Origin of the sequence: Marinobacter sp. es.048, from assembly GCF_900188435.1 — a bacterium.
Classification (GTDB): Bacteria; Pseudomonadota; Gammaproteobacteria; order Pseudomonadales; family Oleiphilaceae; genus Marinobacter.
Genome location: NZ_FYFA01000002.1, coordinates 732,230 through 758,040 on the forward strand (window position 1 = coordinate 732,230; position 25,811 = coordinate 758,040).

The 25,811-nt window shown below is 57.1% G+C and carries 21 protein-coding genes; 15 read left to right on the top strand and 6 right to left on the bottom strand.

What is annotated here, in order from left to right; genetic code table 11:
• Positions 1 to 13: 13 nt before the first annotated feature.
• Positions 14 to 277, bottom strand: coding sequence for a late competence development ComFB family protein (locus CFT65_RS14405; RefSeq protein ID WP_014576682.1), 264 nt, complete (start codon positions 275 to 277; stop codon positions 14 to 16).
• A 188-nt stretch (positions 278 to 465) separates the two neighbouring features.
• Here CFT65_RS14405 and CFT65_RS14410 point away from each other — a divergent pair, with 188 nt between their 5' ends.
• From CFT65_RS14410 to CFT65_RS14425, 4 genes are all read left to right on the top strand, one after another.
• On the top strand, positions 466 to 1,674 hold the full coding sequence (locus CFT65_RS14410; protein ID WP_014576681.1) for an acetyl-CoA C-acetyltransferase: 1,209 nt from the start codon (positions 466 to 468) through the stop codon (positions 1,672 to 1,674).
• A gap of 29 nt (positions 1,675 to 1,703) precedes the next feature.
• Entirely contained in the window at positions 1,704 to 3,854 is a 2,151-nt protein-coding gene (locus CFT65_RS14415; RefSeq protein WP_088828783.1) for a 3-hydroxyacyl-CoA dehydrogenase NAD-binding domain-containing protein, read from the top strand.
• Positions 3,855 to 4,102: 248 nt separating this feature from the next.
• Positions 4,103 to 6,286, top strand: coding sequence for a carboxy terminal-processing peptidase (locus tag CFT65_RS14420; RefSeq protein ID WP_088828784.1), 2,184 nt, complete (start codon positions 4,103 to 4,105; stop codon positions 6,284 to 6,286).
• Between the two features lie 19 nt (positions 6,287 to 6,305).
• A complete protein-coding gene (locus CFT65_RS14425) occupies positions 6,306 to 7,106 on the top strand; it encodes a helix-turn-helix domain-containing protein (protein WP_088828785.1) in 801 nt (266 codons plus the stop codon).
• Here CFT65_RS14425 and mtnA read toward each other — a convergent pair.
• On the bottom strand, positions 7,095 to 8,159 hold the full coding sequence (gene mtnA / locus CFT65_RS14430; RefSeq protein WP_088828786.1) for an S-methyl-5-thioribose-1-phosphate isomerase: 1,065 nt from the start codon (positions 8,157 to 8,159) through the stop codon (positions 7,095 to 7,097). The genes CFT65_RS14425 and mtnA overlap by 12 nt on opposite strands.
• 112 nt (positions 8,160 to 8,271) lie before the next feature.
• Between mtnA and CFT65_RS14435 the strand changes: the two genes are divergently transcribed.
• The 8 genes from CFT65_RS14435 to rdgC are packed head-to-tail and all read left to right on the top strand — an operon-like array spanning position 8,272 to position 14,016.
• Positions 8,272 to 9,609 (top strand): TRZ/ATZ family hydrolase, encoded by a 1,338-nt coding sequence (locus CFT65_RS14435; RefSeq protein ID WP_088828787.1) that lies wholly within the window; start codon positions 8,272 to 8,274, stop codon positions 9,607 to 9,609.
• A 35-nt stretch (positions 9,610 to 9,644) separates the two neighbouring features.
• The gene (ubiG, locus tag CFT65_RS14440) at positions 9,645 to 10,361 is read left to right on the top strand and encodes a bifunctional 2-polyprenyl-6-hydroxyphenol methylase/3-demethylubiquinol 3-O-methyltransferase UbiG (RefSeq protein ID WP_088828788.1); all 717 of its coding nucleotides are present in this window, start codon (positions 9,645 to 9,647) and stop codon (positions 10,359 to 10,361) included.
• Positions 10,351 to 11,022, top strand: a complete 672-nt coding sequence (gene gph / locus CFT65_RS14445) for a phosphoglycolate phosphatase (RefSeq protein ID WP_088828789.1) — start codon at positions 10,351 to 10,353, stop codon at positions 11,020 to 11,022. Before ubiG ends, gph begins: the two co-directional genes overlap by 11 nt.
• Before the next feature lie 57 nt (positions 11,023 to 11,079).
• Positions 11,080 to 11,829: a YciK family oxidoreductase gene (locus CFT65_RS14450; RefSeq protein ID WP_088828790.1), complete on the top strand. Its 750-nt coding sequence runs from the start codon at positions 11,080 to 11,082 to the stop codon at positions 11,827 to 11,829.
• Complete coding sequence (locus tag CFT65_RS14455; RefSeq protein ID WP_088828791.1) at positions 11,829 to 12,062, top strand: glutaredoxin family protein; 234 nt, start codon at positions 11,829 to 11,831, stop codon at positions 12,060 to 12,062. The genes CFT65_RS14450 and CFT65_RS14455 overlap by 1 nt, the downstream gene beginning before the upstream one ends.
• A gap of 12 nt (positions 12,063 to 12,074) precedes the next feature.
• On the top strand, positions 12,075 to 12,845 hold the full coding sequence (gene yaaA / locus CFT65_RS14460) for a peroxide stress protein YaaA (protein WP_088828792.1): 771 nt from the start codon (positions 12,075 to 12,077) through the stop codon (positions 12,843 to 12,845).
• 24 nt (positions 12,846 to 12,869) lie between these two features.
• Positions 12,870 to 13,070, top strand: a complete 201-nt coding sequence (locus tag CFT65_RS14465) for a DUF2788 domain-containing protein (RefSeq protein ID WP_064227465.1) — start codon at positions 12,870 to 12,872, stop codon at positions 13,068 to 13,070.
• 19 nt (positions 13,071 to 13,089) lie between these two features.
• Positions 13,090 to 14,016, top strand: coding sequence for a recombination-associated protein RdgC (gene rdgC, locus CFT65_RS14470; protein ID WP_014576673.1), 927 nt, complete (start codon positions 13,090 to 13,092; stop codon positions 14,014 to 14,016).
• Positions 14,017 to 14,072: 56 nt separating this feature from the next.
• Here rdgC and CFT65_RS14475 read toward each other — a convergent pair whose 3' ends face one another.
• Complete coding sequence (locus CFT65_RS14475) at positions 14,073 to 16,817, bottom strand: GNAT family N-acetyltransferase (protein ID WP_088828793.1); 2,745 nt, start codon at positions 16,815 to 16,817, stop codon at positions 14,073 to 14,075.
• A gap of 209 nt (positions 16,818 to 17,026) precedes the next feature.
• Here CFT65_RS14475 and CFT65_RS14480 point away from each other — a divergent pair, with 209 nt between their 5' ends.
• Positions 17,027 to 17,953, top strand: coding sequence for a histone deacetylase family protein (locus CFT65_RS14480; protein ID WP_088828794.1), 927 nt, complete (start codon positions 17,027 to 17,029; stop codon positions 17,951 to 17,953).
• Between the two features lie 6 nt (positions 17,954 to 17,959).
• Here CFT65_RS14480 and CFT65_RS14485 read toward each other — a convergent pair whose 3' ends face one another.
• Complete coding sequence (locus CFT65_RS14485) at positions 17,960 to 18,877, bottom strand: flagellar protein MotY (RefSeq protein ID WP_088828795.1); 918 nt, start codon at positions 18,875 to 18,877, stop codon at positions 17,960 to 17,962.
• A 184-nt stretch (positions 18,878 to 19,061) separates the two neighbouring features.
• On the opposite strand from CFT65_RS14485, the gene pyrC reads away from it, so the two are divergent.
• On the top strand, positions 19,062 to 20,093 hold the full coding sequence (gene pyrC / locus CFT65_RS14490; RefSeq protein ID WP_088828796.1) for a dihydroorotase: 1,032 nt from the start codon (positions 19,062 to 19,064) through the stop codon (positions 20,091 to 20,093).
• A 44-nt stretch (positions 20,094 to 20,137) separates the two neighbouring features.
• The gene (gene rnt, locus CFT65_RS14495; protein ID WP_088828797.1) at positions 20,138 to 20,794 is read left to right on the top strand and encodes a ribonuclease T; all 657 of its coding nucleotides are present in this window, start codon (positions 20,138 to 20,140) and stop codon (positions 20,792 to 20,794) included.
• A 75-nt stretch (positions 20,795 to 20,869) separates the two neighbouring features.
• Here the strand turns inward: rnt and CFT65_RS14500 are convergent, their stop codons facing one another.
• The gene (locus tag CFT65_RS14500; RefSeq protein WP_088828798.1) at positions 20,870 to 23,116 is read right to left on the bottom strand and encodes a methyl-accepting chemotaxis protein; all 2,247 of its coding nucleotides are present in this window, start codon (positions 23,114 to 23,116) and stop codon (positions 20,870 to 20,872) included.
• A 440-nt stretch (positions 23,117 to 23,556) separates the two neighbouring features.
• Complete coding sequence (locus CFT65_RS14505) at positions 23,557 to 25,542, bottom strand: SDR family oxidoreductase (RefSeq protein WP_088828799.1); 1,986 nt, start codon at positions 25,540 to 25,542, stop codon at positions 23,557 to 23,559.
• Positions 25,543 to 25,811 lie beyond the last annotated feature (269 nt).

Sequence of the window (25,811 nt, forward strand, 5' to 3'; positions counted from 1 at the left end):
GGCGCCCAGCGGTCTACTCTCGCTGATGTTCCCTGACGAATTCCCTGGCTTCCTTTACGGCGGCCAGGGATTTCTGTTTCATTCCCTTGAGCTCCTCGTCCGCCAGATAAAACATCATATCGATTGAGTGCCGGTAATACCGTGTGGGCAGCCGGTTGAGAGCCACGCACATAACATCGGTCAGATAGTCCGCTGTGTCAGACTCCTCCCGCGTTGCCTCGATGGCATCCACCACCAGCCGCTCGTAGAAATTGTCGATTGCATCTCGCAGAGACATGGCTTTCGCCTCCCGAATTCGTCAGCGGTTTCTAACACCATAGAAGCCAGTCCCCTCCTTGTCATGGTTCATGAGCAATTTCGCCAATGCGATTGGCAGCCCGCGTCATTACCCCCCGCAACCGCAACCGGCTATGGTTGTGTCATCGGTAAATCAAACCCGAAAACAATATGACCAGAGGACAAGCAATGACCACCGAGGCTTATATCTTCGATGCAGTCCGCACCCCCAGGGGGCGCGGAAAAAAAGACGGATCACTTCACAGCGTCAAACCCATCTCGCTGTTGACCACGGTGCTCCATGCGCTGCAGGAGAGGAACAGCCTGGATACCGCCCAGGTGGATGACATTGTCATGGGCTGCGTAACAGCGGTGGGCGATCAGGGTGCGGATATCGCGAAGACCGCGGCTCTGGCCGCCGACTGGGACGAAAAAGTAGCCGGTGTTACTCTCAATCGTTTCTGCGCATCCGGGCTCGAAGCAGTCAACCTCGCCGCCATGAAAGTACGCTCTGGCTGGGAAGATATGGTAGTTGCCGGTGGTGTGGAGGCCATGTCCCGGGTACCCATGGGCTCCGACGGCGGGGCCTGGGCCACAGACCCGGAGACCAACTTGCATACCGGTTTCATGCCCCAGGGCATCGGCGCAGACCTGATTGCCACCCTCGAGGGCTTCAGCCGTGAAGACGTTGATGGTTTTGCCGTGAAGTCCCAGCAGAAAGCGGCCAATGCCTGGCAGAACGGCTACTTTGCGAAGTCCATCATTCCGATCACTGACCAGAATGGCGTGGTGATCCTTGATCGCGATGAGCATGTGCGTGGCAACACTTCCCTGGAGAGTCTTTCCGGCCTGAAGCCCTCCTTCCAGATGATGGGCGAGATGGGCTTCGACGGTGTCGCCCGGGAGAAATATCATTACGTGGAGAAGATTAACCACGTTCATCATGCCGGTAACTCCTCGGGTATCGTCGACGGTGCCACCGCCATGCTCATCGGCAGTGAAGCCAAGGGAAAGGCTATGGGGCTGACTCCACGTGCCCGCATCATCGCCACGGCCGTGACCAGCACAGACCCCACCATCATGCTCACCGGCCCCGCCCCGGCAGCCCGCAAGGCACTGGAAAAGGCGGGTATGACCGCCGACCAGATCGATCTGTTTGAAGTGAACGAGGCCTTCGCCTCTGTGGTTATGCGCTTCCAGCGGGAACTCTCGGTTCCCGACGAAAAAGTGAACGTGAACGGCGGCGCTATTGCCATGGGCCACCCGCTGGGTGCCACCGGCGCTATGATTCTAGGCACTCTGCTGGACGAACTGGAGCGGCGCGAGCTGCGCTACGGCCTGGCCACACTGTGCGTCGGTGGCGGCATGGGCATTGCCACCATCATTGAGCGCGTCTGAACCCGTCCACTTTTCCAGGAGAACCAATTATGAGTGCTATTCGTTACGAACTGGGTTCAGACCAGATCCTGACCCTCATCATCGACATGCCGGGACAGTCTGCCAACACCATGAATGCCGCTTTTCGGGACGCCCTTTCGGAAACAGCCGCAAAAGTGAAAGAGGACCAGGATAATATTCGCGGCATCATCATTGCCTCCGCCAAAAAGACCTTTTTTGCCGGCGGCGACCTGAAAGAGCTGCACAAGGTTACCCGGGATGATGCCCAAACCTTTGAAGATATGGTCAACGGCCTGAAATCCCACATGCGCTTTCTGGAAACCACCGGAAAACCCGTGGTGGCCGTCATCAACGGCTCCGCCCTGGGTGGCGGCCTCGAGATTGCCCTTGCCTGTCATTTCCGCGTCGCCATTGATGACAACAGCATTCAACTGGGACTGCCGGAAGTGACTCTGGGCCTGCTGCCCGGTGGCGGCGGCACCCAGCGACTGCCTCGAATGATTGGCCTTGAGGCGGCCTTCCCGTTCCTGATGGAAGGCAAAAAGGTGAACCCGAAAGCCGCCCTCAAGGCCGGCATTATCAACGAACTGGCAGATTCTGCCGAGGACATGATCACCAAGGCCCGGGCGTTCATTGATGCAAACCCCAAATGCCAGCAGCCTTGGGACCAGAAAGGCTTCAAGTTTCCGGGCGGCGCGCCACACCATCCTGCGATGGCCCAGAAACTGGCCATCACCCCCGCCATGCTGAAACAAAAAACCAAAGGCTGTTATCCAGCGCCGGAGCGCATTCTCTCTGCCGCCGTCGAGGGTGCTCAGGTGGATTTCGACAACGCCAGCCTGATCGAGACCCGTTATTTTGCCGAGCTGGTAATTGGCCAGGTCGCCAAGAACATGACCGGCACCTTCTGGTTCCAGCTGAACGCGATCAAGGCTGGTGGCAGCCGACCCGATGGCGTTGAAAAAGAAACTTTCCGCAAAGTCGGTGTCCTCGGTGCCGGCATGATGGGCGCAGGCATTGCCTACTCAACCGCCACTCGTGGTGTGGAAGTGGTTCTGAAAGATGTCTCCGTTGAAAACGCGGAAAAAGGCAAAAGCTACTCCGAGAAACTGCTTGCCAAGAAGGTCAGCCGTGGCCGGATGACCGAAGAGCAGAAAGCAGAAATCCTGAGCCGCATCAAGGCCACAGACTCTGCGGGCGATCTGGAAGGCTGCGACCTGATTATCGAGGCGGTGTTCGAAGACAGCGAACTGAAGGCCAAAGTAACGCAGGAGGCGGAACCGAAGCTGGTTAACAACGGCATTTTTGCCTCCAACACCTCCACCATCCCCATCACCCAACTCGCCGGTGCCTCAGCAAACGCCGAGAACTTCATAGGCCTGCACTTCTTCTCACCGGTGGACAAGATGCAGCTGGTGGAAATCATCGTGGGTGAGCAAACCTCCGATGAAACCCTGGCACGCTCGTTTGACTATGTTCAGCAGATCGGCAAGATCCCGGTGGTGGTGAACGACAGCCGGGGCTTCTTCACCTCTCGGGTCTTCGGCACCTTCGTTAATGAGGGTATCTGCATGCTGGGCGAAGGCATTCACCCCTCCAGCATTGAAAATGCCGGCTTGCTGGCAGGCATGCCCGTGGGCCCTTTAGCCATTTCCGACGAAGTCAGCATGACCCTGATGCAACACATCCGGGACCAGAGCAAAAAAGATACCGAAGCCTCGGGCGGCACCTGGAATGCCCACCCCGCGGAAGCGGTCATTGATGCGATGGTCAACGAGCATGGCCGAAAGGGCAAGGCCGCAGGCGCCGGCTTCTACGACTACCCGGCCAATGGCAAGAAACACCTGTGGCCGGAGCTGGCAAACCTGTTCGTGGATTCTGACAAGGCAAGAACGGTCAAACTGCAGGAACTGAAAGACCGGATCCTGTTTATCCAGGCCATTGAAACGGTCCGTTGTCTGGAGGAAGGTGTGTTGCGTACGGTGGAAGACGCCAACATAGGCAGCATATTCGGGATTGGCTATGCGCCCTGGACCGGTGGCGCTATTCAGTTTATTAATCAGTATGGCGTAAGGGCCTTCACGGAGCGGGCATCCGAGCTTGCCAAGACCTACGGTAAACGTTTTGCACCGCCCAAACTGTTGCAGGAGAAGTCGGAAACGAACACTCCGTTCGTCTGATCCATCCTCTGCACGCCAATTGCCGGGAGGGATTACCGACTCTCCCGGCAGTTTCCTCATACGCCACAGCCCTGAGCGGCGGTGATCTCTCGGTTACGAACGTGGCGTCTTCATGGACAGATTGTCACGAACCGATACGCCCTGCCTATGGCATCGGGTGTAGTGCTTGCCTACAATAAATCTAATAAGTCACGGGTAGTCACTCCCTCTCTAACCGAGGGGCTCCCCACACCGTCAGGTACGCATTTATGACCATCGCGGAAAAAATTATGGCTCGTCGCTCTCCGGCAGGATCCGGTCGGTCCGGGGTGTGCAAGGCAATGACTGTGGCATTGCTGCTGTCAACGCCTCTGGGGCTGCACGCCAAGGTTGAAACCCCGGCGGTGTACGAGCCAGTCGCCCCCACGATTGATCAGGCGCGGGCCAACATTCTGATTGCCCGTCAGCTGCAGTTCACCCACTTCCGGGACCTCGGAATCAGCGACGAACTCTCCGGCGATGTGTTTGATGCCTACCTGGATTATCTGGACGGGCAGAGAATCTACCTTTCTCAGGACGACATTGCGAAATTCGACAAAATCCGCACGCAGTTGGGCTCGGCCCTGAAAACCGGCCAGCTGCAGCCAGGCTTTGATATCTACAATCTGGTTCAACAACGGATTATTGAGCGCCTCCAGTTTGCACTGGAAACCATCGATAAGGGCATAGATTCGCTGAATTTCTCGGCCAACGAGAGCATTCTGGTCGACCGCTCGAAAGCAGGCTGGGAAACTGACGCCAATGCGCTGGATGATCTCTGGGTGAAGCGCATCAAAAACGCGGTGTTGGCACAGCGCCTGAACGGCGCCGATGATGAAGCCATTGTTGAAACCCTGCGCCGCCGCTACGAAGGCCAGCTAAAACGCGCGTACCAGGCCCGCAGCGAAGATGCTTTCCAGGCCTATATGAATGCGTTTACCGGCATGTGGGACCCCCATACATCCTACTTTTCACCGCGCACCTCTGAAAACTTCAACATAAACATGAGCCTTTCCCTGGAAGGCATTGGAGCCGTGCTTCAGTCAGACAACGAATACACCAAGGTGGTAAGACTGGTGCCCGGCGGGCCCGCGTCCAAGCAGGGTCAACTTGAACCCGCAGATCGCATTGTTTCTGTAGCTCAGGAAGGCGAAAAACCGGTGAATGTGATTGGTTGGCGCCTGGACGAAGTTGTCGATCTTATCCGCGGGCCGAGGAATTCAACGGTCACCCTGGAAGTGATTCCGGCCAACTCCTCCGATGAGACCATTACCGAGGCCATCGCCATTAAACGCGATGAGGTAAAGCTGGAAGAACAGAGCGCCAGCAAGGACACTATCCGCCTTGAGCGCGGCGACAAGGAATACACCATTGGCGTGATCACCATCCCCACGTTCTATGCCGATTTCCAGGCTATGCAGGCAGGCGACCCGAACTACAAGAGCACCACCCGGGACGTCCGTAACCTGATCACGGAGCTAGAAGCCGACGGCGTCGATGGACTTGTGATGGATTTGAGAAACAATGGTGGCGGAGCCCTGCACGAGGCCAATGATCTGGTGGGTCTGTTTATCGACAAAGGCCCTACCGTTCAGATTCGCAACGCAAACAACGATGTACAGGTACTGAACGATGAGGATCCCTCGGTCGCCTATGACGGCCCACTGGTGGTGCTCACTAACCGCATGAGTGCGTCAGCATCCGAGATCTTCGCCGGAGCCATCCAGGACTATGGCCGCGGGCTGGTCGTCGGCTCCCAGACCTTCGGCAAGGGCACCGTTCAGGCGGTCCGTCCACTGAATCATGGCCAACTCAAGATTACCCAGTCAAAATTTTACCGGGTATCCGGTGGCTCCACCCAGCACAAGGGAGTGATTCCGGACATCGAGATTCCGTCCCGCATCGACAAGACCCGCATTGGTGAGGACGCCCTGGATCATGCCCTGCCCTGGGACCAGATCGAAGCTGTGCCGCATAGTCGCTACTTTGATTTCAGCGGAATCATTGATGAGCTTCGCAAGCGCCATGACGAGCGGTTTTCAACCAATGCCGAATTCAGCCTGCTTCAACGGGAGATCGACTTCCTGACCAAACAACGCGCCACGGACAGTGTCAGCCTGAACCTGGAAGAGCGTCGCGCCCAGCATGAACAGATTGAACGCACGCGCCTGACCATCGCGAACGCCAGACGTGAATTGAAAGGGCAGTCTCCGTTTGATTCCCTGGAAGCCCTTGAAGACTGGCAGGACCAGCAAGCGGCTGATCTGGATTCCACCGACGAAGAACTGGATTTTGTGATCCGTGAAGGGGGCCATATCATGGCTGACATGCTGGACCTGGATAACCGCATGGCGTCAATCCTGGACCCGCAACAGTTCGCGGCGCAGGCTCCAGCCTCCGCGGCAACCCGATAAGCGGACGCATCAAGGGCCCATGACTGAGAAGGAAGCCAGCGGGCAGGATAGCCGCCAGAAAGCGAGATTGCTGCAGGATATGCTTCTGGACGCTCTCCATGCAATGCGCTCGCTGGAAGAAGTTGAAGGGCTGGAAAAACCGGCTACGCCGGAGCGGACACCGGAAGGGCTCATTGACCGCCTGGCCAGCCTGACCGGCTCGGCGCTTCGATTTGGGGTCAAAGCCACCGATACGTCACTCCGGGTTGGTCGGGCGCTGATCAATTCTCAGGACCAGTTGCGGGCGATGCTCACGGCAGGCCAGTCTCTGAAGGACATCCGGGAAGTGGCCGGGCTAACCTTGTCGGAAATGAGCGAAGCCCTGAACCTCCGGGACAAGTCGGTTCTGGAAGCCATTGAAAACGGCACCTCCACTCTTTCTTTCGAGCTGATTCTGCGGCTCGCTGCCCTCATTGCCCGGAACGACCCCATTCCGTTCATTATGCGCACTACGCGCAACTACAATCCCGAAGTCTGGCAAATTCTGAACGACTGGGGCGTGGCCAGGCTACCCCTGCAATTTGAGAGGGAACGGGAGTTCATCAACATTTTCCGTCGGCATGACGACGCCCGCACACTCTCGGATGAGGGTTTCAAGAAAGTGCTGGAGTTCACCCGCCAGAGCTTCGAGATGTCCCTGCACTTTATCGAGGAGCAGGAACAGCAGGTGGCCGAGCTTCGGGCCACCTACGAAGAAGAGCATCCGGAAGTGAAAACGTCGTCTGATAAGACTGCGGCCAGAAAAAAACGGCCGGAGCGTACCCCTCCGTCAACCAAATAACGCCCGCATACCGGTAATATTCGGGTTATGCACCACACCTTTTTCCGTAACGATGGCGTCAATCAGGCTGGCAGGCGTCACGTCAAAGACCGGATTGAACACGTTGACGCCTTCCGGCGCCAGCCCGATACCGCGTATTTCCCGGATCTCGACGCCGTCGCGCTCCTCAATGGGTACATCTGCCCCGGACTCCGTGGCCATATCCACGGTACTTGAAGGCGCTACCACCATAAAGCCCACATTGTGATGGCGAGCCAGAACCGCCAGGCTGTAGGTGCCGATCTTGTTAACCACATCGCCATTGGCGGTTATGCGATCCGCGCCGACAATCACCCAGCGTACGTCTTTACGAGCCATGATTGCGGCAGCGGCACCATCGGCATTCAGTGTAACGGGAATGCCGTCCCGGGACAGTTCCCAGGCCGTCAACCGGCTACCCTGCAGCCACGGACGGGTTTCATCGGCATAGACTTCTTTCAGTAGCTTTTTCTCATTGAGCCGGCGAACAACACCCAGGGCTGTCCCATAGCCGCCGGTGGCCAGTGCGCCGGTGTTGCAATGGGTCAGCACCGAAAACGGTGTCTCGGCTCCGATAAACTCCAGGGCGTGGTCCGCCATGGCAAAATTGGCAGCCAGGTCTTCCTCGTGGATCGCCTCGGCCTCACGGGCCAGCCGTTTTACCGCCTCATCCAGCGAATGACAGGCGTGAAACACCCGCTCCATGCGCTGCAGCGCCCAGAAGAGGTTCACCGCCGTGGGCCGTGATCCCGCAAGCTCACGGATGGCCTGTTTGATTTCCGCCTTCCAGTCACCACCACCGGCGTGCCTCGCGGCCAGGGCCACCCCGTACGCTGCACTGATACCGATTGCAGGGGCACCCCGAACCACCATATCCCGGATGCTCTGAGCTACTCCGGCCGCTCCTTCCAGCGTTATCCAGTGCTCCTCCCCTGGCAGCAGGCGTTGGTCCAGCAGCTCAAGACTGCTGACATGCCAGCGTATTGCTACGGTGCCAATGCCGCGTTCGGAAGAGGGTTTCGGGATTGTTGCCATAGAAAACTGCTCCGGTTTTTCAGCGCTGAAAACTGCCAGTATAACGGTTATACTTCGGGGCTACATTTTAAAGGTGCGGAAGCCCCGCGCCATGCGCTGTAAGGCAGGATTAATGACGGCAGACACCATCACCGCAGCCGATATTCGCATCAACGCACGCTGGCTGATTCCAATTGAGCCGGCAGGCACGGTGCTTGAGAATCACGCAGTGATTATCCAGGGTAAACGCCTTGCTGCGGTGGTGCCCCAGGAGCACGCGGACCGGACGTACAGAACTCGCGAGACCGTCGATCTTCCGCACCATGTCGTCATGCCCGGCCTGATCAATATGCACGGCCACGCCGCCATGAGCCTGTTCCGCGGCATGGCGGATGATCTTCCACTAATGACCTGGCTGAATGATCACATCTGGCCGGCCGAAGGTCGCTTTATCAGCGAGCAGTTCATTGCCGATGGCACCCAACTGGCCATGGCTGAAATGCTGCGTACCGGAACCACCACGTTTTCGGACATGTATTTCTTTCCCGAAATCGCGGCGCAGGTCGCCCACGATGCCGGTATCCGAGCCCAGATCTGCTTCCCGCTGCTGGACTTCCCAACGCCCTGGGGCGCCGGTCCTGACGAGTACCTGAGCAAGGGCGCCGATTTTATCGACAGCTGGAAAAACGACGGCTACATCATGCCCGCCATTGGTCCGCATGCGCCCTATACCGTGTCAGACGGCCCGATGACCGAGGCCGTCCGGCTCTCGGAAGAAACCGGAGCCGCGATTCAGATACATCTGCACGAAACCGCCTTTGAAGTGGCCGAAGCCACCGAAAAGCTAGGTCAACGGCCCACGGCCAGACTGGCGGACCTCGGTGCGCTTCGTCCCGAAACCCAGTGCGTACATATGACCCAGATCGACGGCAGCGATATCAGTCTGCTTAAACAATCGGGCGCCCATGTCATCCATTGTCCGGAATCGAACCTTAAGCTGGCGAGCGGACTTTGTCCGGCGCAGGAACTCCTGAACAACGGAGTGAATGTCGGCATCGGAACCGACGGCGCCGCCAGCAACAATGATCTGGACCTGTTCGGAGAGCTTCGCACCGCCGCCATGGTGGCCAAGGTGGTGGCCGGAGATGCCTCCGCGTTATCGGCACACAAGGCCCTGGAAATGGCGACAATCAACGGTGCCAGGGCTCTGAGACGGGATCACGAGCTGGGCTCCCTGGTGGAGGGCAAGTTGGCGGACATCATTGCCATTGATCTGAGCGACCCGTTTTTACAGCCGGTCTACGACCCCGCCTCGCACCTCGTCTACAGCAACCATGGCCGATCGGTAAGCCATAGCTGGATTAACGGCGTACCACAAGTACAGGATGGCCGGCTTACCCGCATCGACGTTGCCGATCTGATGCTTCGGGTTGAGGACTGGGCCGGGCGAATCCGAAGCAAGGCTGACTAACCGATTTCCTATTGATTCACCAGGCAGAACCAACCATGACAAACCAGAACGTAGATCGGAACGAGATCGCCAAATTCGAAGCCCTGGCCAGCCGCTGGTGGGACCCCTCGAGCGAATTCAAGCCGCTGCACGATATCAACCCGCTGCGCCTGAACTACATTGACGAGCGGGTTTCCCTGGCCGGCAAACGGGCCCTGGATGTAGGCTGCGGTGGCGGCCTTCTGTCAGAGGGCATGGCCCAGCGCGGCGCCCATGTCACCGGTATCGACATGGGCGAGGCTCCACTGGCCGTCGCGCGGCTGCATGGCATGGAGAGCGGCGTGAACGTGGATTATCGCCAGATCACCATCGAAGAGCTGGCGCAGGACAGCGAACATGCCGGCCAGTACGACGTGGTTACCTGCCTGGAAATGCTTGAGCATGTGCCGGATCCGGCATCGGTGATCAAGGCCTGTGCGGCCATGCTGAAACCAGGCGGCCATCTGTTTGTCTCAACCATCAACCGCAACCCGAAGTCGTTCCTTTTTGCGATTGTTGGCGCCGAATACGTGCTTCGGTTGCTTCCCAAGGGCACTCACGAATGGAAAAAATTTATCCGGCCTTCGGAGATGTCTGACCACCTGCGCCACGCGGATCTGGACGTCCGGGAACTGACCGGCATGACCTACAACCCGATTACCAAAGTCTACAAACTGGGCCGGGACGTGGACGTGAATTACCTGATGCACGCCAAGGATATCCGTGAAGTCTAAAAACACTCAACAAACCTCTGCGGTCCTGTTTGACCTGGATGGAACGCTGATCGACACGGCTCCGGATTTTATCCGCTGCCTGAATCAGTTGAGGGAACAGCACGGACTGCCTGCCCTCCCCGCCGAGCATATTCGACGCTCAGTCTCAAACGGCGCACGCGCCATGATCCGGGTGGGCTTCGGCCTGGAACCGGAACATCCAGAATACCTGGAAAAACACACCGCGTTCCTCGACCTCTACGAGGCCGGCGTGGCGGTGGAGACCAGCCTGTTTGAGGGCATGGACGAGCTTCTCAAAGAACTTGAAGAGCAGGGTATCCCCTGGGGCATTGTGACCAACAAGCCCGCCAGATTCGCGGTTCCTCTGATCGAGGCCCTCGATCTGGCAGACCGATGTGCTGCACTGGTTTGCCCCGATCACGTGGCCCAGCGCAAACCTCACCCGGAGGCCCTCTTGCTGGCCTGCCAGCAGATGGGCACCGATCCGGGCGCCGGCATATACGTTGGCGACCACGAACGGGACATCGAAGCCGGTCGCAATGCGGGCATGAAAACCATCGCTGTCCGCTACGGTTACATTGAGGAGCCGGAAGCCATTAACCTGTGGCAAGCGGACCTCATCGCAGACACCGTCACGGACTTGGCAAAGCTGTTACAATAGTTCGCGAATTTTAGGATCCGGTGTTCAGCCGGTAACAGCCTGACACGGAGACAGGTTATGCATGATTACCAAGCACCCGCCGATCTTCTGAAAGACCGCATCGTTATGGTGACGGGTGCCGGCAGCGGCATTGGCCGGGCTGCAGCGAAAGCCTACGCTGCTCACGGTGCGACCGTGGTACTGGTGGGCCGTACTGTCAGCAAACTGGAAACGGTTTACGATGAAATCGAGGCCGCCGGTCACCCCAAGCCTGCCATTGTACCCATGAACTTCGAGGGCGCCGCGGTTAAAGACTACGAAGAACTGGCCATGACCCTTGAAGACAATTTTGGTCAGCTTGACGGTTTGCTGCACAACGCAGCGATTCTGGGCGATCGCAGCCCCGTGGAGCTGTACGACCCGGAAACCTGGAACAAGGTCATGCACGTAAACGCAACGGCACCGTTCCTGCTGAGCCGGGCAATGATCCCCCTGCTTCGCAAATCCGACGACGCCTCGGTGATCTTCACGTCCTCTGGTGTCGGCCGCAAGGCGAAAGCCTATTGGGGCGCCTACGCCGTCTCCAAGTTTGCCGTCGAGGGCCTGAGCCAGTTGCTGTCCGAAGAACTGGACGACGAACGTCACAATGTCCGGGTGAACAGTCTGAACCCCGGCGCGACCCGTACCAATATGAGAGCCCACGCCTACCCGGCGGAGAACCCGCAGCAAAATCCGGCACCGGAAGACCTGATGCCGATTTACCTGTATCTCATGGGCAAGGACAGCCAGGGCATCAACGGCCAGAAACTGGACGCACAGCCGAAATAATGGAACTGCTTTTCTACACAACATCCCAGTGCCACCTGTGCGAACTGGCCGAAGCCCTGCTTGTAAACACGCCCATGCCGGAACCAATCCCGGTAGACGTGGTAGACATTGCCCAGTCCGAAGAGCTGGTGGAACGCTACGGCACCCGTATACCGGTGCTGAGACGCAACGATACCGGTGCAGAACTGGACTGGCCTTTTACCAGGGATGACTTACTTACATTCCTGCAATGAGGATTGCCTGACATGTTGATGGTTATTTCGCCTGCCAAAACGCTGGACTACGAGAGCCCGCTGGCGACCAGTACCTATACCCAGCCAGAGTTCCTCGAGGACGCCTGTGAACTGGTAGACCAGCTTAAAGATCTGGAGCCGCATCAGATCAGCAATCTGATGAGCATCAGCGACAAGCTTGGACAGCTGAACGCCGAGCGCTTCCAGAACTGGCACACACCTTTTACCCCCGAGAATGCCCGGCAGGCTGTACTGGCTTTCAAGGGTGACGTGTACACGGGCCTGGACGCCCAGAGCTTCAGCGAACAGGACTTCGACTTTGCCCAGCAGCATCTGCGCATGCTTTCCGGTCTGTATGGCGTCCTGAAACCGCTGGACCTGATGCAACCCTACCGGCTGGAAATGGGTACCCGGTTCGAGAATAACCGTGGCAAGGATCTGTATGCCTTCTGGGGCAACAAGATCACAGAGAAGATCAACCGGCTGCTTGCGGATGACGACGGCGTGCTGGTCAACCTCGCCTCCAACGAGTATTTCAAAAGTGTAAAGAAGAAAGACCTTGAAGGCCGGCTGATTACCCCCCAATTCAAGGACTGGAAGAATGGTCAGTACAAGATGATCAGCTTTTATGCCAAGAAAGCCCGGGGGCTGATGTGTCGGTTTGCCATTCAGAACCGCATCACCCAAGCCGACGATCTCAAGGGATTCAACCTCGAAGGCTATTACTTCAGCGAAGACCAATCCGATAAGAACAACTGGGTTTTCCTGCGGGATGAACAGTAATCCACGTTGAAATCGGAGTCAGCAATGAACGAAGCAATGTTTTCCCAGATCGCCATGCTGGTGTTTCTGACCGGCCTTATTGTCTGGATGGGTTTCATCGTCTGGGATCTGGCCAAGAAATCCCAGGCCGGCAAGTTCGGCACCATCGCACTGTTTACGGTGCTGGGCGCCGGCGTTGTGGGCTTTATCGTTAAAACCGTACTCGTAGAGATCATGCAAATATGAAAGACAAGGACCAGCCCTGATGTGGTTTCGCAACGCCCGCGTATTCCGATTTACCAAACCCTTTGATATCTCTGCCGAAGAGCTGGAAGAAAAGCTCCAGGCCGACGCCTTCAAGCCCTGCGGACCTCAGGAAACCAGCCGCCAGGGCTGGGTTCCGCCCCTGGGCAAGCATGGCGAACAGCTGGTTCACAGTGCCAACGGCTATCACCTGATTGCCCTGCGCAAGGAGGAAAAGATTCTTCCCGGCCCGGTGGTGAAAGAAGCGGTTGAGGAGAAGGCCGAAGCCATAGAGTTCGAGCAGGGCCGGAAGGTCCGACGCAAAGAAAAGGACGAAATCAAGGAACAGGTAATGCTGGAGATGCTGCCCCAGGCCTTCTCCAAGAACCGCCGCTCCTTTGCCTACCTCGCCCCCCAGGACGGTGTTCTGGTGGTCGACGCGGGCTCCGCCAAGCAGGCGGAAGATCTGGCCTCGACTTTGCGCAAGAGCCTTGGGTCACTGCCGGTTCGTCCACCCGCGGTGGAACAGGCACCGGCTTTCACCTTTACCGGTTGGCTGAACGAATCCATCGACCTGCCCGGCAAGGTGGTTCTGGGCACTGAATGCGAACTCAAGGATCCGTCTGAAGATGGCGGCGTGGTGCGTTGCAAAGGCCTGGATCTGAAAGCCGATGAAATCCGCAACCATCTGGATGCGGGCATGCAGGTGACCAAGCTGTCCCTGACCTGGGACGACAACGTCTCCTTCGTGCTGGATGAAGAGCTGGGCATCCGTCGCCTGAAATTTGGCGAAACACTCCAGGATCAACTGGACGATGTCGACGTGGACGACCACGCTGCCAAGTTTGATGCGGCTTTCACGCTGATGACCCTTGAGCTGTCCCGGCTGATTCCAGGGCTCCTGGAAGCGCTCGGCGGCGAAGATCGCTCTGCGATTGTCGAAGAGTAAAGTCGTAAAACCGGGTCAGATACCCTTCTTGTCTGCCCCGGCCTCCCTTGCACTCTTCAGTGGGCGCTCTTTCCCAGCCGCTCTCGCTGCCAGTCTTTTTCCGGTTCGTTCAGGACCAGCCGCAGATCCATCACTTCCTCTTCGGTATTGAACTTGATTTCAAAGCCCAGATGTTCCGCCAGCTGCAGCATTGGACGATTATCCGGCAGCACATTGCCCACCATTTCCACGGTGCCCCTGGCCCGGCAGTAATCGATCATCTTCTGCATCAGGGCAACGCCGAGGCCTTCGCCCTTCATTTTATCGTGCACCATGACCGCGAACTCGCATTGCAGGTTATCGGCATCGGTCCAGGTACGAACGGTCCCCAGGGTTTCCTCGCCTTCCCCGTCTTCCCTGGGCGCGTTGGCAATAAAAACCATCTCCCGGTCGTAATCGATTTGCACCATCTGGGCAACGTCTTCCCGGGAAAAATGCTTGCGATACTGGAAGAACCGGTAACGAATGGATTCCGGCGACTGCAACTCATGGAACGCCCGGTGGGCAGGCTCATCTTCCGCCAGTACCGGTCGAATGATGACCCGGCGCCCGGATTTGGGCAACACAATCCACTCTTCGAGCTCTCTCGGATAAGGCTGAATAATTGGCCGGCCCGGCTTGTCGGCCAGGTTGATGGCGATATTCACCGCCACGGCACCCTGCTCGTTAAAGAGCAAAGGCGAGATTTCCAGGCCCTGAATCTCCGGAATATCGATTACAATCTGGGATAGCGTCACCAGGGTCTCAGACACCGCCCGGATATCTTCCTCCGGTTTCAGACTGTGTTCTTTAAGGAGTTTGTACATGTAGGTACGGCGCAGAAGTTCCCGGGCCAGCACCATATTCAGGGGCGGAAGGGCAATCTGACGATCAGTCATGACATTGATCTGGGCGCCGGCGGCGCCACACACCACCAGGGGGCCAAACAATGAGTCCCGGGTGATACCGACGCTGAACTCGATCCCGCCCACATGCTGGTAGGAACGCTGAACCGCAAACCCGAGGAAGCCACTGTTCGGAAAGTGGCTCCGGTATTCCTTCATCAGGTAGCGGCAGGAATCCATGATCGCTGCTTCGCTGTTGAGCTTCTGTACCGTGCCCTTGTACCGACGCTGGGTCGGGCTGAGGTTCAGAAAGGGGTGGCAGGCCTGCTCATGAATGATGGTGATGTCGATGGGACGCCGCTCAACCGCAAAAACCTCCAGAACCTCTTCCACGTCATCGCAATACATGGTGTCGATGGTGCTGATGCCATAATCCCGCACCAGATCCCGGGCTTCCCTGTTCGATAGATGATACCGACCTGAGCGCAACGTCCTGCTGACCACGTGACGGGTATGGGTCCGGTCAGCAAAGTGATCGGTAAAGGATTCGGGCGTTTCCGTCAGCAGCCGCTGAACCCTCTGGTGACGCACGTGCTGCATGAATGCCATGACAGCTTTTTCGGGATTGAAGAACGATGGTAGCCCGGCCCGGTAGAACTCTTCCCGGGCATCCATAACCGTACTCTGGCCGAGCCAGCAGGTGAAAACGTTCAGGCGGGTTCCCTTGGAGGCCTGCACCACCGCATCTGCAATCTGGAGGCTATCCTCAGTCAGACTCGGCGCATACATCACCAGAACGTTTGCCACTTCCGGATCCTTGGCCAGGATCTTGATGGCCTTACCATACAATTCCGGCGAGGCGTCGTAGTTGAGGTCAATCGGGTTCTTACGGGTCCAGTAAGGTGGCAGCAGCTCGGCCAGGGCCCCGACACTGGAATTCGACAGCTCCGCGAGTTCACCGCCCAAATCCGCCAGCCGGTCCACGGCCAACACTCCCGGGCCAACCCCGTTGGCCATGATCGCCAGCGTCTCGCGGCGCAAGGGACGCATTCGGGTTAACGTCTCGAGCGCATCGAACATCTGGCCGAGACCGTCCACACGGAGCACACCTGCCCGCTGAAGCATGGCGTCATAAATCGGATCGCTACGGGTCAAACCATCAGGCAAGTCATGAGGAAACCATTCGGATTCCGGCACTCGGCCGGATTTGACCGCAATCACCGGCTTGGTCCGGGAAGCCACCCGAACCGCCGACATGAAACGCCGGGCATTGGGAATGTTCTCGATGTGCAGCAGAATCGCGCGGGTCTGGGTATCCTGCGCCAGGTAGTCGATCAGGTCGTCGTGATCGATGTCCATACCATCGCCCAGGGTCAGGAAGTAGGAAAACCCTACACCACGGGCGAATGCCCAGTCTATGACCGAGCTGGCAATGGTGCCGGACTGGCCGACGAAAGCAACCCTGCCCGGGATCGCGCCCATGTGGGCGTAGGTGGCGTTCAGACTGCGGGCCGGAACCATCAGACCAATGGTGTTGGGGCCAAGTACCCGGATACCGGTTTCACGGGCGGCTTCCCGTACTGCATACATCAGTGGTTGCCCGGTTTTGCTGTGAGTACGTGACATGCCACCGGTCATCACAATCACGGTGCGCACCCCGGCCTCCCCCAGCCGCTTGATGGTCTTGGCCACAGTATCCGGAGGCGTACAGATGATTGCCAGATCCGGGGAAAAGTCCATTTTCGAAACTTTCTTGACGCAGGGAACCCCGTGCACGTTGTCGTAATCGTTCTGGTTGACCACCAGTAACCGGCCCGGATAGCCGCCCCCCATCAGGTTCCGCAACACCATACCGCCAAGGTTGTCTGCCCGCTCCGACGCACCGATCACCGCAATGGATGCGGGATTAAACAGGCTCTCCAGATACCGGGTGCTCAAGCTGACTCTCCTTTGTATGCGGCCGGCAGACCGTTGGGGAAATAAATGCAATAAAACAGGTTACTTATGAGTGTAACTGTTATCTTAGGCCTTGATACCCCGATGTGAAATGACTATCGCCCTTATAAGACCAAAGAAACACGGCATCGTGCAGTTTTCCCTGATAAGCTTGAAGAAAATATAAGCATATCGAAGGCAGTCCGAGACGTATGACCACGGCATTCTTTTCCCACGATGACTTCATGAAACACAACATGGGGCCGGAACATCCGGAAAGCCCTGAGCGGCTGGCGGCCATCATCAGCTACCTTGCTGATACTGGCCTGGACCAGAAGCTGGACTGGGTCCGACCGGAAGAAATCACCCGTGATCAGCTTCTGATGGTGCATCCGGAGAAATATCTCCATCAACTGGACCTGATGCAACCGACCCGCGGCCGCGTGTTTACCGATCCGGACACGGCCATGATGCCCGACACCCTTCGAGCCGCCCGTCTGGCAGCAGGTGCCAATGTCCAGGCCGTGGATATGGTTATGAGCAGCCAGGTTACCAACGCGTTTGTTTGTGCCCGGCCGCCTGGGCATCATGCCGAGCGGTCGAAATCCATGGGATTCTGTTTTTACAACAACGTTGCCCTCGCCGCCATGCGCGCCCTCACCTTTCATCATTTGGAGCGGGTCGCGATCATCGATTTCGACGTGCACCAGGGCAATGGCACCGTAGACATCGTCGGTGGCGACGACCGTATCCTGATGTGTTCAAGCTTCCAGCACCCCTTCTACCCGCACTCCCACGTGCACCGGCAGGCCGACAACATCGTGAATATTCCGATTGAGGCAAACTGTTCGTCTGAAGAGTACCGGAAGCAGGTGGAGGCGGGATGGCTGAAACGCCTGAATGAATTCAAACCGCAGTTGATCCTGATTTCGGCGGGTTTTGATGCCCACCGGCTGGATCCGATGGCGGAACTGAATCTGGATACGGAAGATTATCGCTGGCTGACGGAAATGATTGTGAGTGTCGCCAGTGAGCACAGCAATGACCGGATCATTTCCACCCTGGAAGGCGGGTACCACCTGCGGGCCCTGGCGGAAAGTGTCAATGCCCACCTGGAAGTACTGGACTCGGTTTACTGAAGCCGATCAGCCCCTGGGTTCACCGCCATAGCCATTGGCCTGCTGCAATTCCGGGCGGTCACCGGCCCGTTGCAGGCGGATATTGGTGCGGCGGTTATCTGCGGGCCGGTTGGATACCGGGTACTGGTCGCCGTGGGCCCGAACGGTAATCATGTTTTCATCAATACCGCTCGCCTTGAGGTAGTCGGCCACCACATTGGCGCGATCTTCGGAAAGCGCACGGTTGTCGATCCGGCTTCCAATGCTGTCACTGTGGCCATCCACGAAAATCCTCTCAACCGTGGAATCGGCGTTCACATAACCCACGATGTTATCCAGTAGTTGCCTGTCGGCATCGGACAGTTGCGTGCTGCCGCTGGCAAAAGGAACCCTCGAGCGCTGGATCTGATCAAAGTTCACAGGCAAAAGATTGGATGTACAGCGCTGGTAACGCTGGTACTCGCCGGCAAAGTTGATGTTGGAAACCTGAACCCGAACCGGGCGACCATCAAACCAGGATTCCCTGGTTACTGTCGGGCGCATCCCATCCAGCAGACCGTGGGCAACAACAAACGCCCGACGAGTATCCAGCGAGACCTGACGGCGATCATCAGACACGTTGACCGTACCCAGGGGCTTCGGCGTCACTCCCGGACGCCAGGCCGGAGCCTCCACCACAAGACTGCCCCGCCCCGGTCGCATCAGTGCAGAATCTGACTCCAGGAAAAAACTGAGACTTTCACCCGCGCGATGATTGAACACCGCCCGACCGTAACCGGGAACCTCGTGCACCAGCCGGCATTCGAATACCGACTCGGCGAGATACCACTGGCTGTTCTCGATTCCAGCGCCATAGCTGGCAGCCTGCGCAGTTGCTGGCAGAAGCAACACGGGTAGAGTGGAAGCCAGTACAGTATTCAGAAGTTGTCCAGGGCGAAATCCCATAGAGCTAGCCATCAGTGTCCGGAGTTAGCAGAGTCAAACTGTTTAACGGCCTGAGCCCGAGGTTCTTTAGTCACCAACCCGAAAACAATCGCCGCCGCCTTCTGGTATAATTCGCCAAATTTTTCCGGCCCCCTGATAACCGGGCCCAAAGCTCGCCTCGCCAAAGGTATTGCGGACAACTGCCATGACAGAAAAGCTTACCCTCACCCGCCCCGACGACTGGCACCTGCACGTCCGGGACGGCGACATTCTGACCGACGTGGTACCGGCCACGGCAGCCTGCTTCGGTCGCGCCATCATCATGCCCAACCTGGTACCACCGGTGACAACCGCCACTGATGCCACAACCTACCGGGAGCGGGTTCTCGCGGCTGCCGGCGGCAGCGTGTTCGAGCCGTTGATGACTTTGTACCTGACCGAGAGCATGACACCGGAAACCATCCGCGAGGCCAAAGCCGCCGGCGTTGTGGCCGCCAAGCTTTACCCGGCAGGTGCAACGACCAATTCCGACTCCGGTGTTAAGGATATCCGCAATATTTACCCGGTTCTGGAGGCCATGGCTGACTGCGGCATGCTGCTGCTGGTTCACGGCGAAGTCACCGATACCGACATTGACATTTTTGACCGTGAAAAGGTATTTCTTGAGCGGGTTCTGGCCCCTACCCTCGAGGCCTTCCCGAATCTCAAGGTTGTGCTGGAACATATCACCACGGCTGATTCCGCAGAGTTTGTCCGGCAACACACTGGAGGCAATCTGGGTGCAACACTGACCCCCCAGCACCTGATGTATAACCGCAACCATATGCTGGTCGGCGGCATTCGCCCGCACCTTTACTGTCTGCCAATTCTCAAACGCAATCGCCATCAACAGGCGCTGAGGGAAGCGGTAGCCAGCGGCGACAGTCGCTTTTTCCTGGGCACGGACTCAGCCCCCCATGCCAAGGATCGCAAAGAAGCCGCCTGTGGTTGTGCCGGATGCTACTCTGCCTATGGCGCCATCGGCCTGTATGCAGACATTTTCGAAGAGCTTGGCATTCTGGACAAACTCGAAGCCTTCGCGAGTTTCAACGGCGCTGATTTCTATGGTCTGCCGCGGAATACAGATACCATCACACTGGTTCGCGAACCCTGGACCATGCCGGCAGAGCTGCCTCTGTCTGACGGAACCATCGTACCTCTCAAAGCTGGTGAAACCGTTCACTGGAAGCTGGCGTAAACCTGACTTATTCCTTCTCACACACGGCCAAGACCGGAGCTTGAGTGACTGACGAAAACAAACCACCGCATCCCATGTCCCGCCGCTTCCGCGGGTTTCTGCCTGTTGTAGTCGACGTGGAAACCGCAGGATTCAACCCCGAGCGGGATGCCCTGCTGGAAGTGGCGGCGGTAATACTGACCATGGACGGCGACGGCTGGGTGCGACGAGCAGAAACCCACGTACAGCAGATTGATCCTTTCGAAGGCGCCAATCTGGAGCAATCCGCCCTTGATTTCACCGGCATCGACCCGTGGAATCCGGAGCGAGAGGCGGTACCCGAGCGGGAAGGACTCAGCGAAATTTTCAGCCCCATCCGTAAAGCGGTGAAAAACCACGACTGCAAGCGGGCCGTTCTGGTGGGCCATAACGCCACCTTCGACCACAATTTTATCTTTGCAGCGGCGCTGCGGGCCGACATCCGGCGCAACCCGTTCCATCCTTTCTCGACCTTCGACACCGCGACTCTGGCAGGCCTGGCCTATGGCCATACCGTTCTGGCCCAGGCCTGTAAGCTCGCAGGCATTCCATTCAGCAACAAGGAAGCACACTCCGCAGCCTATGACGCGGAAAAAACCGCGGATCTGTTCTGCGGCATTGTGAATCGCTGGAAAGAGCTGGGCGGCTTTCCGCCTCCGGTGATCCCCGCAGAGACCGAGTAACCGCCATAAAAAAACCCGCCGCAGCGGGTTTTTTAGTTGTGCGCCAGGCATAAGTGTGAAAGTCACGCCTCGTACTCAGCTGACTTTAAACCGGGACAGGGAATCTTTGAGCTGATGAGACAATTCCGCCAAGTCACCACTGGCTTTGGATATCTGGGCCATGGCCTGTTTGGTCTCAAAGGACTTTTCAGTAATTGTAGATACGTTGCGCGTTACTTCTTCGGCCGTGGCTGATTGCTCTTCGGATGCCGTAGCAATCTGCTCGGCCATACCGGACATCCGGGTGACCTCGTCCACTGCCTCGCGGAGCTGCAATACAACGGCTCCTGCCCGCTCGGAAATACCTCTGGCCTGGGCGCTGCAGCGGGTAACCACCTTTGAAGCACGCTCCGACGAATTGACCAGAGTTTCGATGGAACTACTTATCTCCTCGGTCGCCTTCTGGCTATTCTGGGCCAGGCTGCGCACCTCATCCGCAACCACCGCGAAGCCCCGGCCCTGTTCACCGGCCCGGGCCGCTTCAATGGCGGCATTCAGAGCCAGCAAGTTAGTCTGGTCGGCGATGGACTTTATCGAATCCAGAACCCTGGTGATGGATTCCATATTCTTTCGCAAGTCCGCTATGCCGGCCTCTGCTTCCTCCAACTCCCTGGCCATAGCACGAGTGTCAGCAGCGGAAGATTCCACCTCGGTGGCGCTGCGGCTGACCGCTTCATCAGTGCGCCGAGCACCGGCCGCCGATTCCGAGGTATTCTGGGACACCTCGCTGATGGCGGAGGACATTTCTTCAATGGCCGACGCCACCTGCTCAGTCTGCTCTGCCTGCTGATTCACACTGTCCAGAGTCTGCGAGGTAGTGCCGGACAACTGTTCAGATGCAGTGGCCTGACGCTGGGACGCTTCTTCAACCTTGAAGATCACTTCTTTCAGGTCCGACACCATCTTGAGCATGGAGCCGTATACGCCCGTGGCCCTGTCACTATTGGACGAATCAATGACCAAGTTACCCGTAGCCACCTGTTCCGCGAGTGCCTGCAATTCGGCCGGGTCTTTGCCGAGGGGTTTCATGATCCGCGCCGCAGTCCAGACTGCCACGGCCACCACAGCCAAGATCACAATAGCAATGGCTATCGCCGTCAGCGTCCACATTTCACGCACCGGCGCCAGGGCCTCGTCTTCGTCGATCTCCGCCAACAGCGCCCAGTTCAGCCCGCTTACGGTAACTGGCCTGTAGGCGGAAAACACTGGCTCGCCCCGGTAGGACGTAGCCACGCCTTCACCGGAATTTCCCGCCAGCGCCTCATCCACAGATGGCGAACTAATGCGTCCATTCTCCGGGTAGGCAAAGGAAGCCACCACGCTGCGGTTTTCCGGATCCAGATAGGAGTCTGAACGCATCAGGTTATCCGGCCCCACCAGATAGGAATCCCCGGTTTCCCCCATGCCATCTCGTTCCATCATGATGTTGTTCAGGCTGTGAATGGGGAACTGGAAGGCCAGCACGCCCAACCGCTCACCCTTTTCGGAAATTATGGGTGTTGCTACAAAGCCCGCAGGAGCGCCGTAGGAAGGTACATACTTCGTAAAATCAACAAAAGTCGGTGCAGTATCCTGTTCGTCAGACAGCGCCTGACGATAAGCCGCCGCCAGGCCAGAATCCGCGTAGGGACCGTCTTTAAGGGAGGTGGCAAAATCAACCTCTTTGGATACAGAATAGATAATGTGGCCTGTATCGGCATCAATCAGAAAAATATCGTAGTAGCCGAAAGCCTCCTGAAATTTCTTGAACGAGGTGTGCCACTGTTTATGAAGCGTGTTATAAAATTGCGCGATATGGACGTCAGCCGATACCAATTTGTCTTTCTGCCCCACAGGATTTGGGTTGTCCACGATGTAAGCCATCTGCAGAGCCAGGCTGTTTTTGCTGAGGGATGCAACAAAGTCCGATGCTGACCGTCCGCTAGCACCACCATTTTTCTGCAAGGGCGGCAAAAAATTCCGCTGGTAATAAGCCTCGGCCTTTTCTCGTAATGTCGATTGCTCCGTTTTTACCAATTTTTCATAATTATGAAACGCCAAACCAAATCCTTGGGCGGCAGTTCGGGTCCCGCGATTACTGGCCATCGCTGTCAGTTGCTGGGTAATAGTGTTGAGATAATCTTCAACACTACGCTGCTTATTGGTAGCCGCAATAGAAAGTTCTTGCAACGCCTGTTCCTTCAGGCTCTGTCGGACAATTTCGGCGTTAAAAAAAGAGATGGCAATGACGGGAAGCAGGCCAACCAGCAGCAAAGTCAGCAAAAGACGTTTTTTCAGAGTCATCGATGGCCCTCATTTAATATTGTTGTTTCGTTAATCATCGGCTATCGGCAGGTTTTCTTTAGCCCAGAAAAATTCATAAAAGAGGCGAATCTCGTTTAACCAATTAATATAATTGGAATTGCGCCAACGGATTTTTCAGAGTGCCTGCGGCTTTGCCACCGCGCGCATTTCACAGAACCCGTCGAGCCACCAGGTTGCAAAATGATCCGATTAGGCATTGGCAAGAGAGTGATTGGGTGGTTTATGAACATCCGGGTTGCCTTGCCTCATCGGGTGTTCGACCACCTGTCTCTGATAAGCATGCTGGATACGTTGAACCGGCTTCAGAGCCGTCCGCGAACCGCCGCGATACGGAACCATCGGTCCGACGCATCGGTGTCTGGTGTTGTGAGAGGACGGGGGAGTAACTCCCCCTCCCACTCGACTCAGGGGCTACCACGTTACCAGTAGATACCCCGCATGATGGCAGCAAAGGCCACCTGTTCTGTGGAGACCTTCGGTTTTTCGCCCGACCTGCTGCCGGCTGCCGCCGGCGAATCCGGGAACATCCGGTAACCGGTGTTCATGACAATTTCAGCCATCTTCGGTGCCAGAGCATGAAGGACTTGGGCAAAGATACCCAGTCGGGTGGCAATACGCTTCGGCCGATACACGATAGCATCGGCTACCATCGTCGCCGCCTCATCCGGGGTAAGTGTTGGCACCGAGTCGTAGATCTTGGTTGGCGCAATCATTGGTGTTTTGACCAGTGGCATATTAATCGTGGTGAAGGTCACATTGCGATCTGACCATTCCGAAGCGGCACAGCGGCTGAAAGCATCCAACGCAGATTTTGAGGCCACGTAAGCTGAGAATCGGGGCGCGTTGGTCAACACACCGATCGAGGAAATGTTCACCACATGGCCACGGCGATTCTCCAGCATCTTGGGCGCAAACCCCATGATCAGACGAACGGAACCGAAGTAGTTCAGCTGCATAGTGCGTTCGAAATCGTGGAAGCGGTCGAACGACAGATCCAGTGAGCGGCGAATCGAGCGCCCGGCGTTGTTGACCAGCACGTCGACCTGGCCATGGTTATCCAACACAGTCTTCACGAACCCGTCGCAGGCATCCATATCGGAAAAATCGCAGGGATAGGCATGCACGCTTGCGCCCCGGGACTCCAGCTCCGCGGCCACTTCTTTGAGGCGCTCGAGTTTGCGGGCACCAATCACCAGGATAGCGCCGGCGTCTGCCAGTTTCTGGGCGGTTGCAAGACCAATACCGGACGTAGCACCGGTCACCACACAGACACGACCTTCAACCGTGCCCTTGAGCGTGCGGTCCTTGAACAGGTCCGGATCCAGGTTGCGCTCCCAGTAATCCCAGATCACCGGGGCGTAGTCCGGCAAACGAGGCACTTCAATACCGGTACCTTTCAGAACACGCTCGGTTTCACGGGCATCGAACCGTGTCGGATAATTGATGAAAGACATCACTGAGGGCGGAATACCCATGTCGTCGAGAATTGCCGAGGTCAGGCGCTTCACCGGCGGCAGGTTCTTCAGACTCTGGCGAATGAACGGAGGGATAAAGCCGAACATACGGGAATCGATCCGCATGCCCATCCTGGGTGCGTGACCCGCCTCGCTGAAGATATTCAGAATCTCGCCAACCTTGTACGGATCGGTATCCACAAGGTGGAAACACTTGCCGTCTTCCCCGTCCAGATGGGCGATGTGATCCATCGCATTAACCACGAAATCCACCGGCACAATGTTCAGACGCCCGCCCTCGACACCAATGGTCGGCACCCACTGGGGCAGCGCGTGGCGAATTTTCTGAATCATCTTGAAGAAGTAGTAAGGTCCATCCACCTTGTCCATTTCACCGGTAGAGGTATGGCCAATCACCATGCCCGGGCGGTAGATGCGGAAGGGGACCTTGCATTCCTCTCGGACCACCTTTTCAGATTCATGCTTGGTGCGCAGGTACGGATGGTCCAGCTTCTCGGCTTCCTCGAACATGTCCTCGCGGAAAATTCCTTTGAACAGACCGGCAGCCGCAATGGACGACACGTGATGGAAGTGCTTGGCGCCCATCGCCTCTGCAGCATTCACCGCAGCCCGTGTGCCCTCGATATTGGTAGCCTGCTGGGCTTCTTCATCTGCGCCCATATCGTAAACGGCGGCAAGGTGAAAGAAGTGGTCAATTTTCCCCTTCAGGGCTTTCATTGTCTTGGCGTCGATACCCAGATTTTTGCTGGTCAGGTCGCCTATGACGGCCTTCACCTGGGTTTCATCCGCGCCCCAGCGCTCACGCAATTTGTCCAGCTTGTCCTGGGATTGTTCACGCACCAGTACGTGGACAGTGCCACCACGTGCCAGAAGCTTCTCCACGAGGAAACGGCCAATAAATCCGGTGCCACCCGTCAGGAAATAATTCATCAATCTTCCACCCTGCCTGTTGCTCTGTTGTTGTCTATCCATGCCGGCACCCATACGACTAAAGTCTTAGAGTTTTCCGGAAACGCCGGCATTGTACTTAATTGCAACCTTCATGTATCGAAATTTTTTAGAGCTTTTACTCTGTAAGCCTTTGTTTTTTATAGAGCTATTGCTCTAAATTTCCGACCCCGCAGGCCAAACGTGCCTGTCCGGTTCGCCGACACAATGTTTTTTGAGACTAGCACAGGAATTGCCCCGTGCATGCCCTA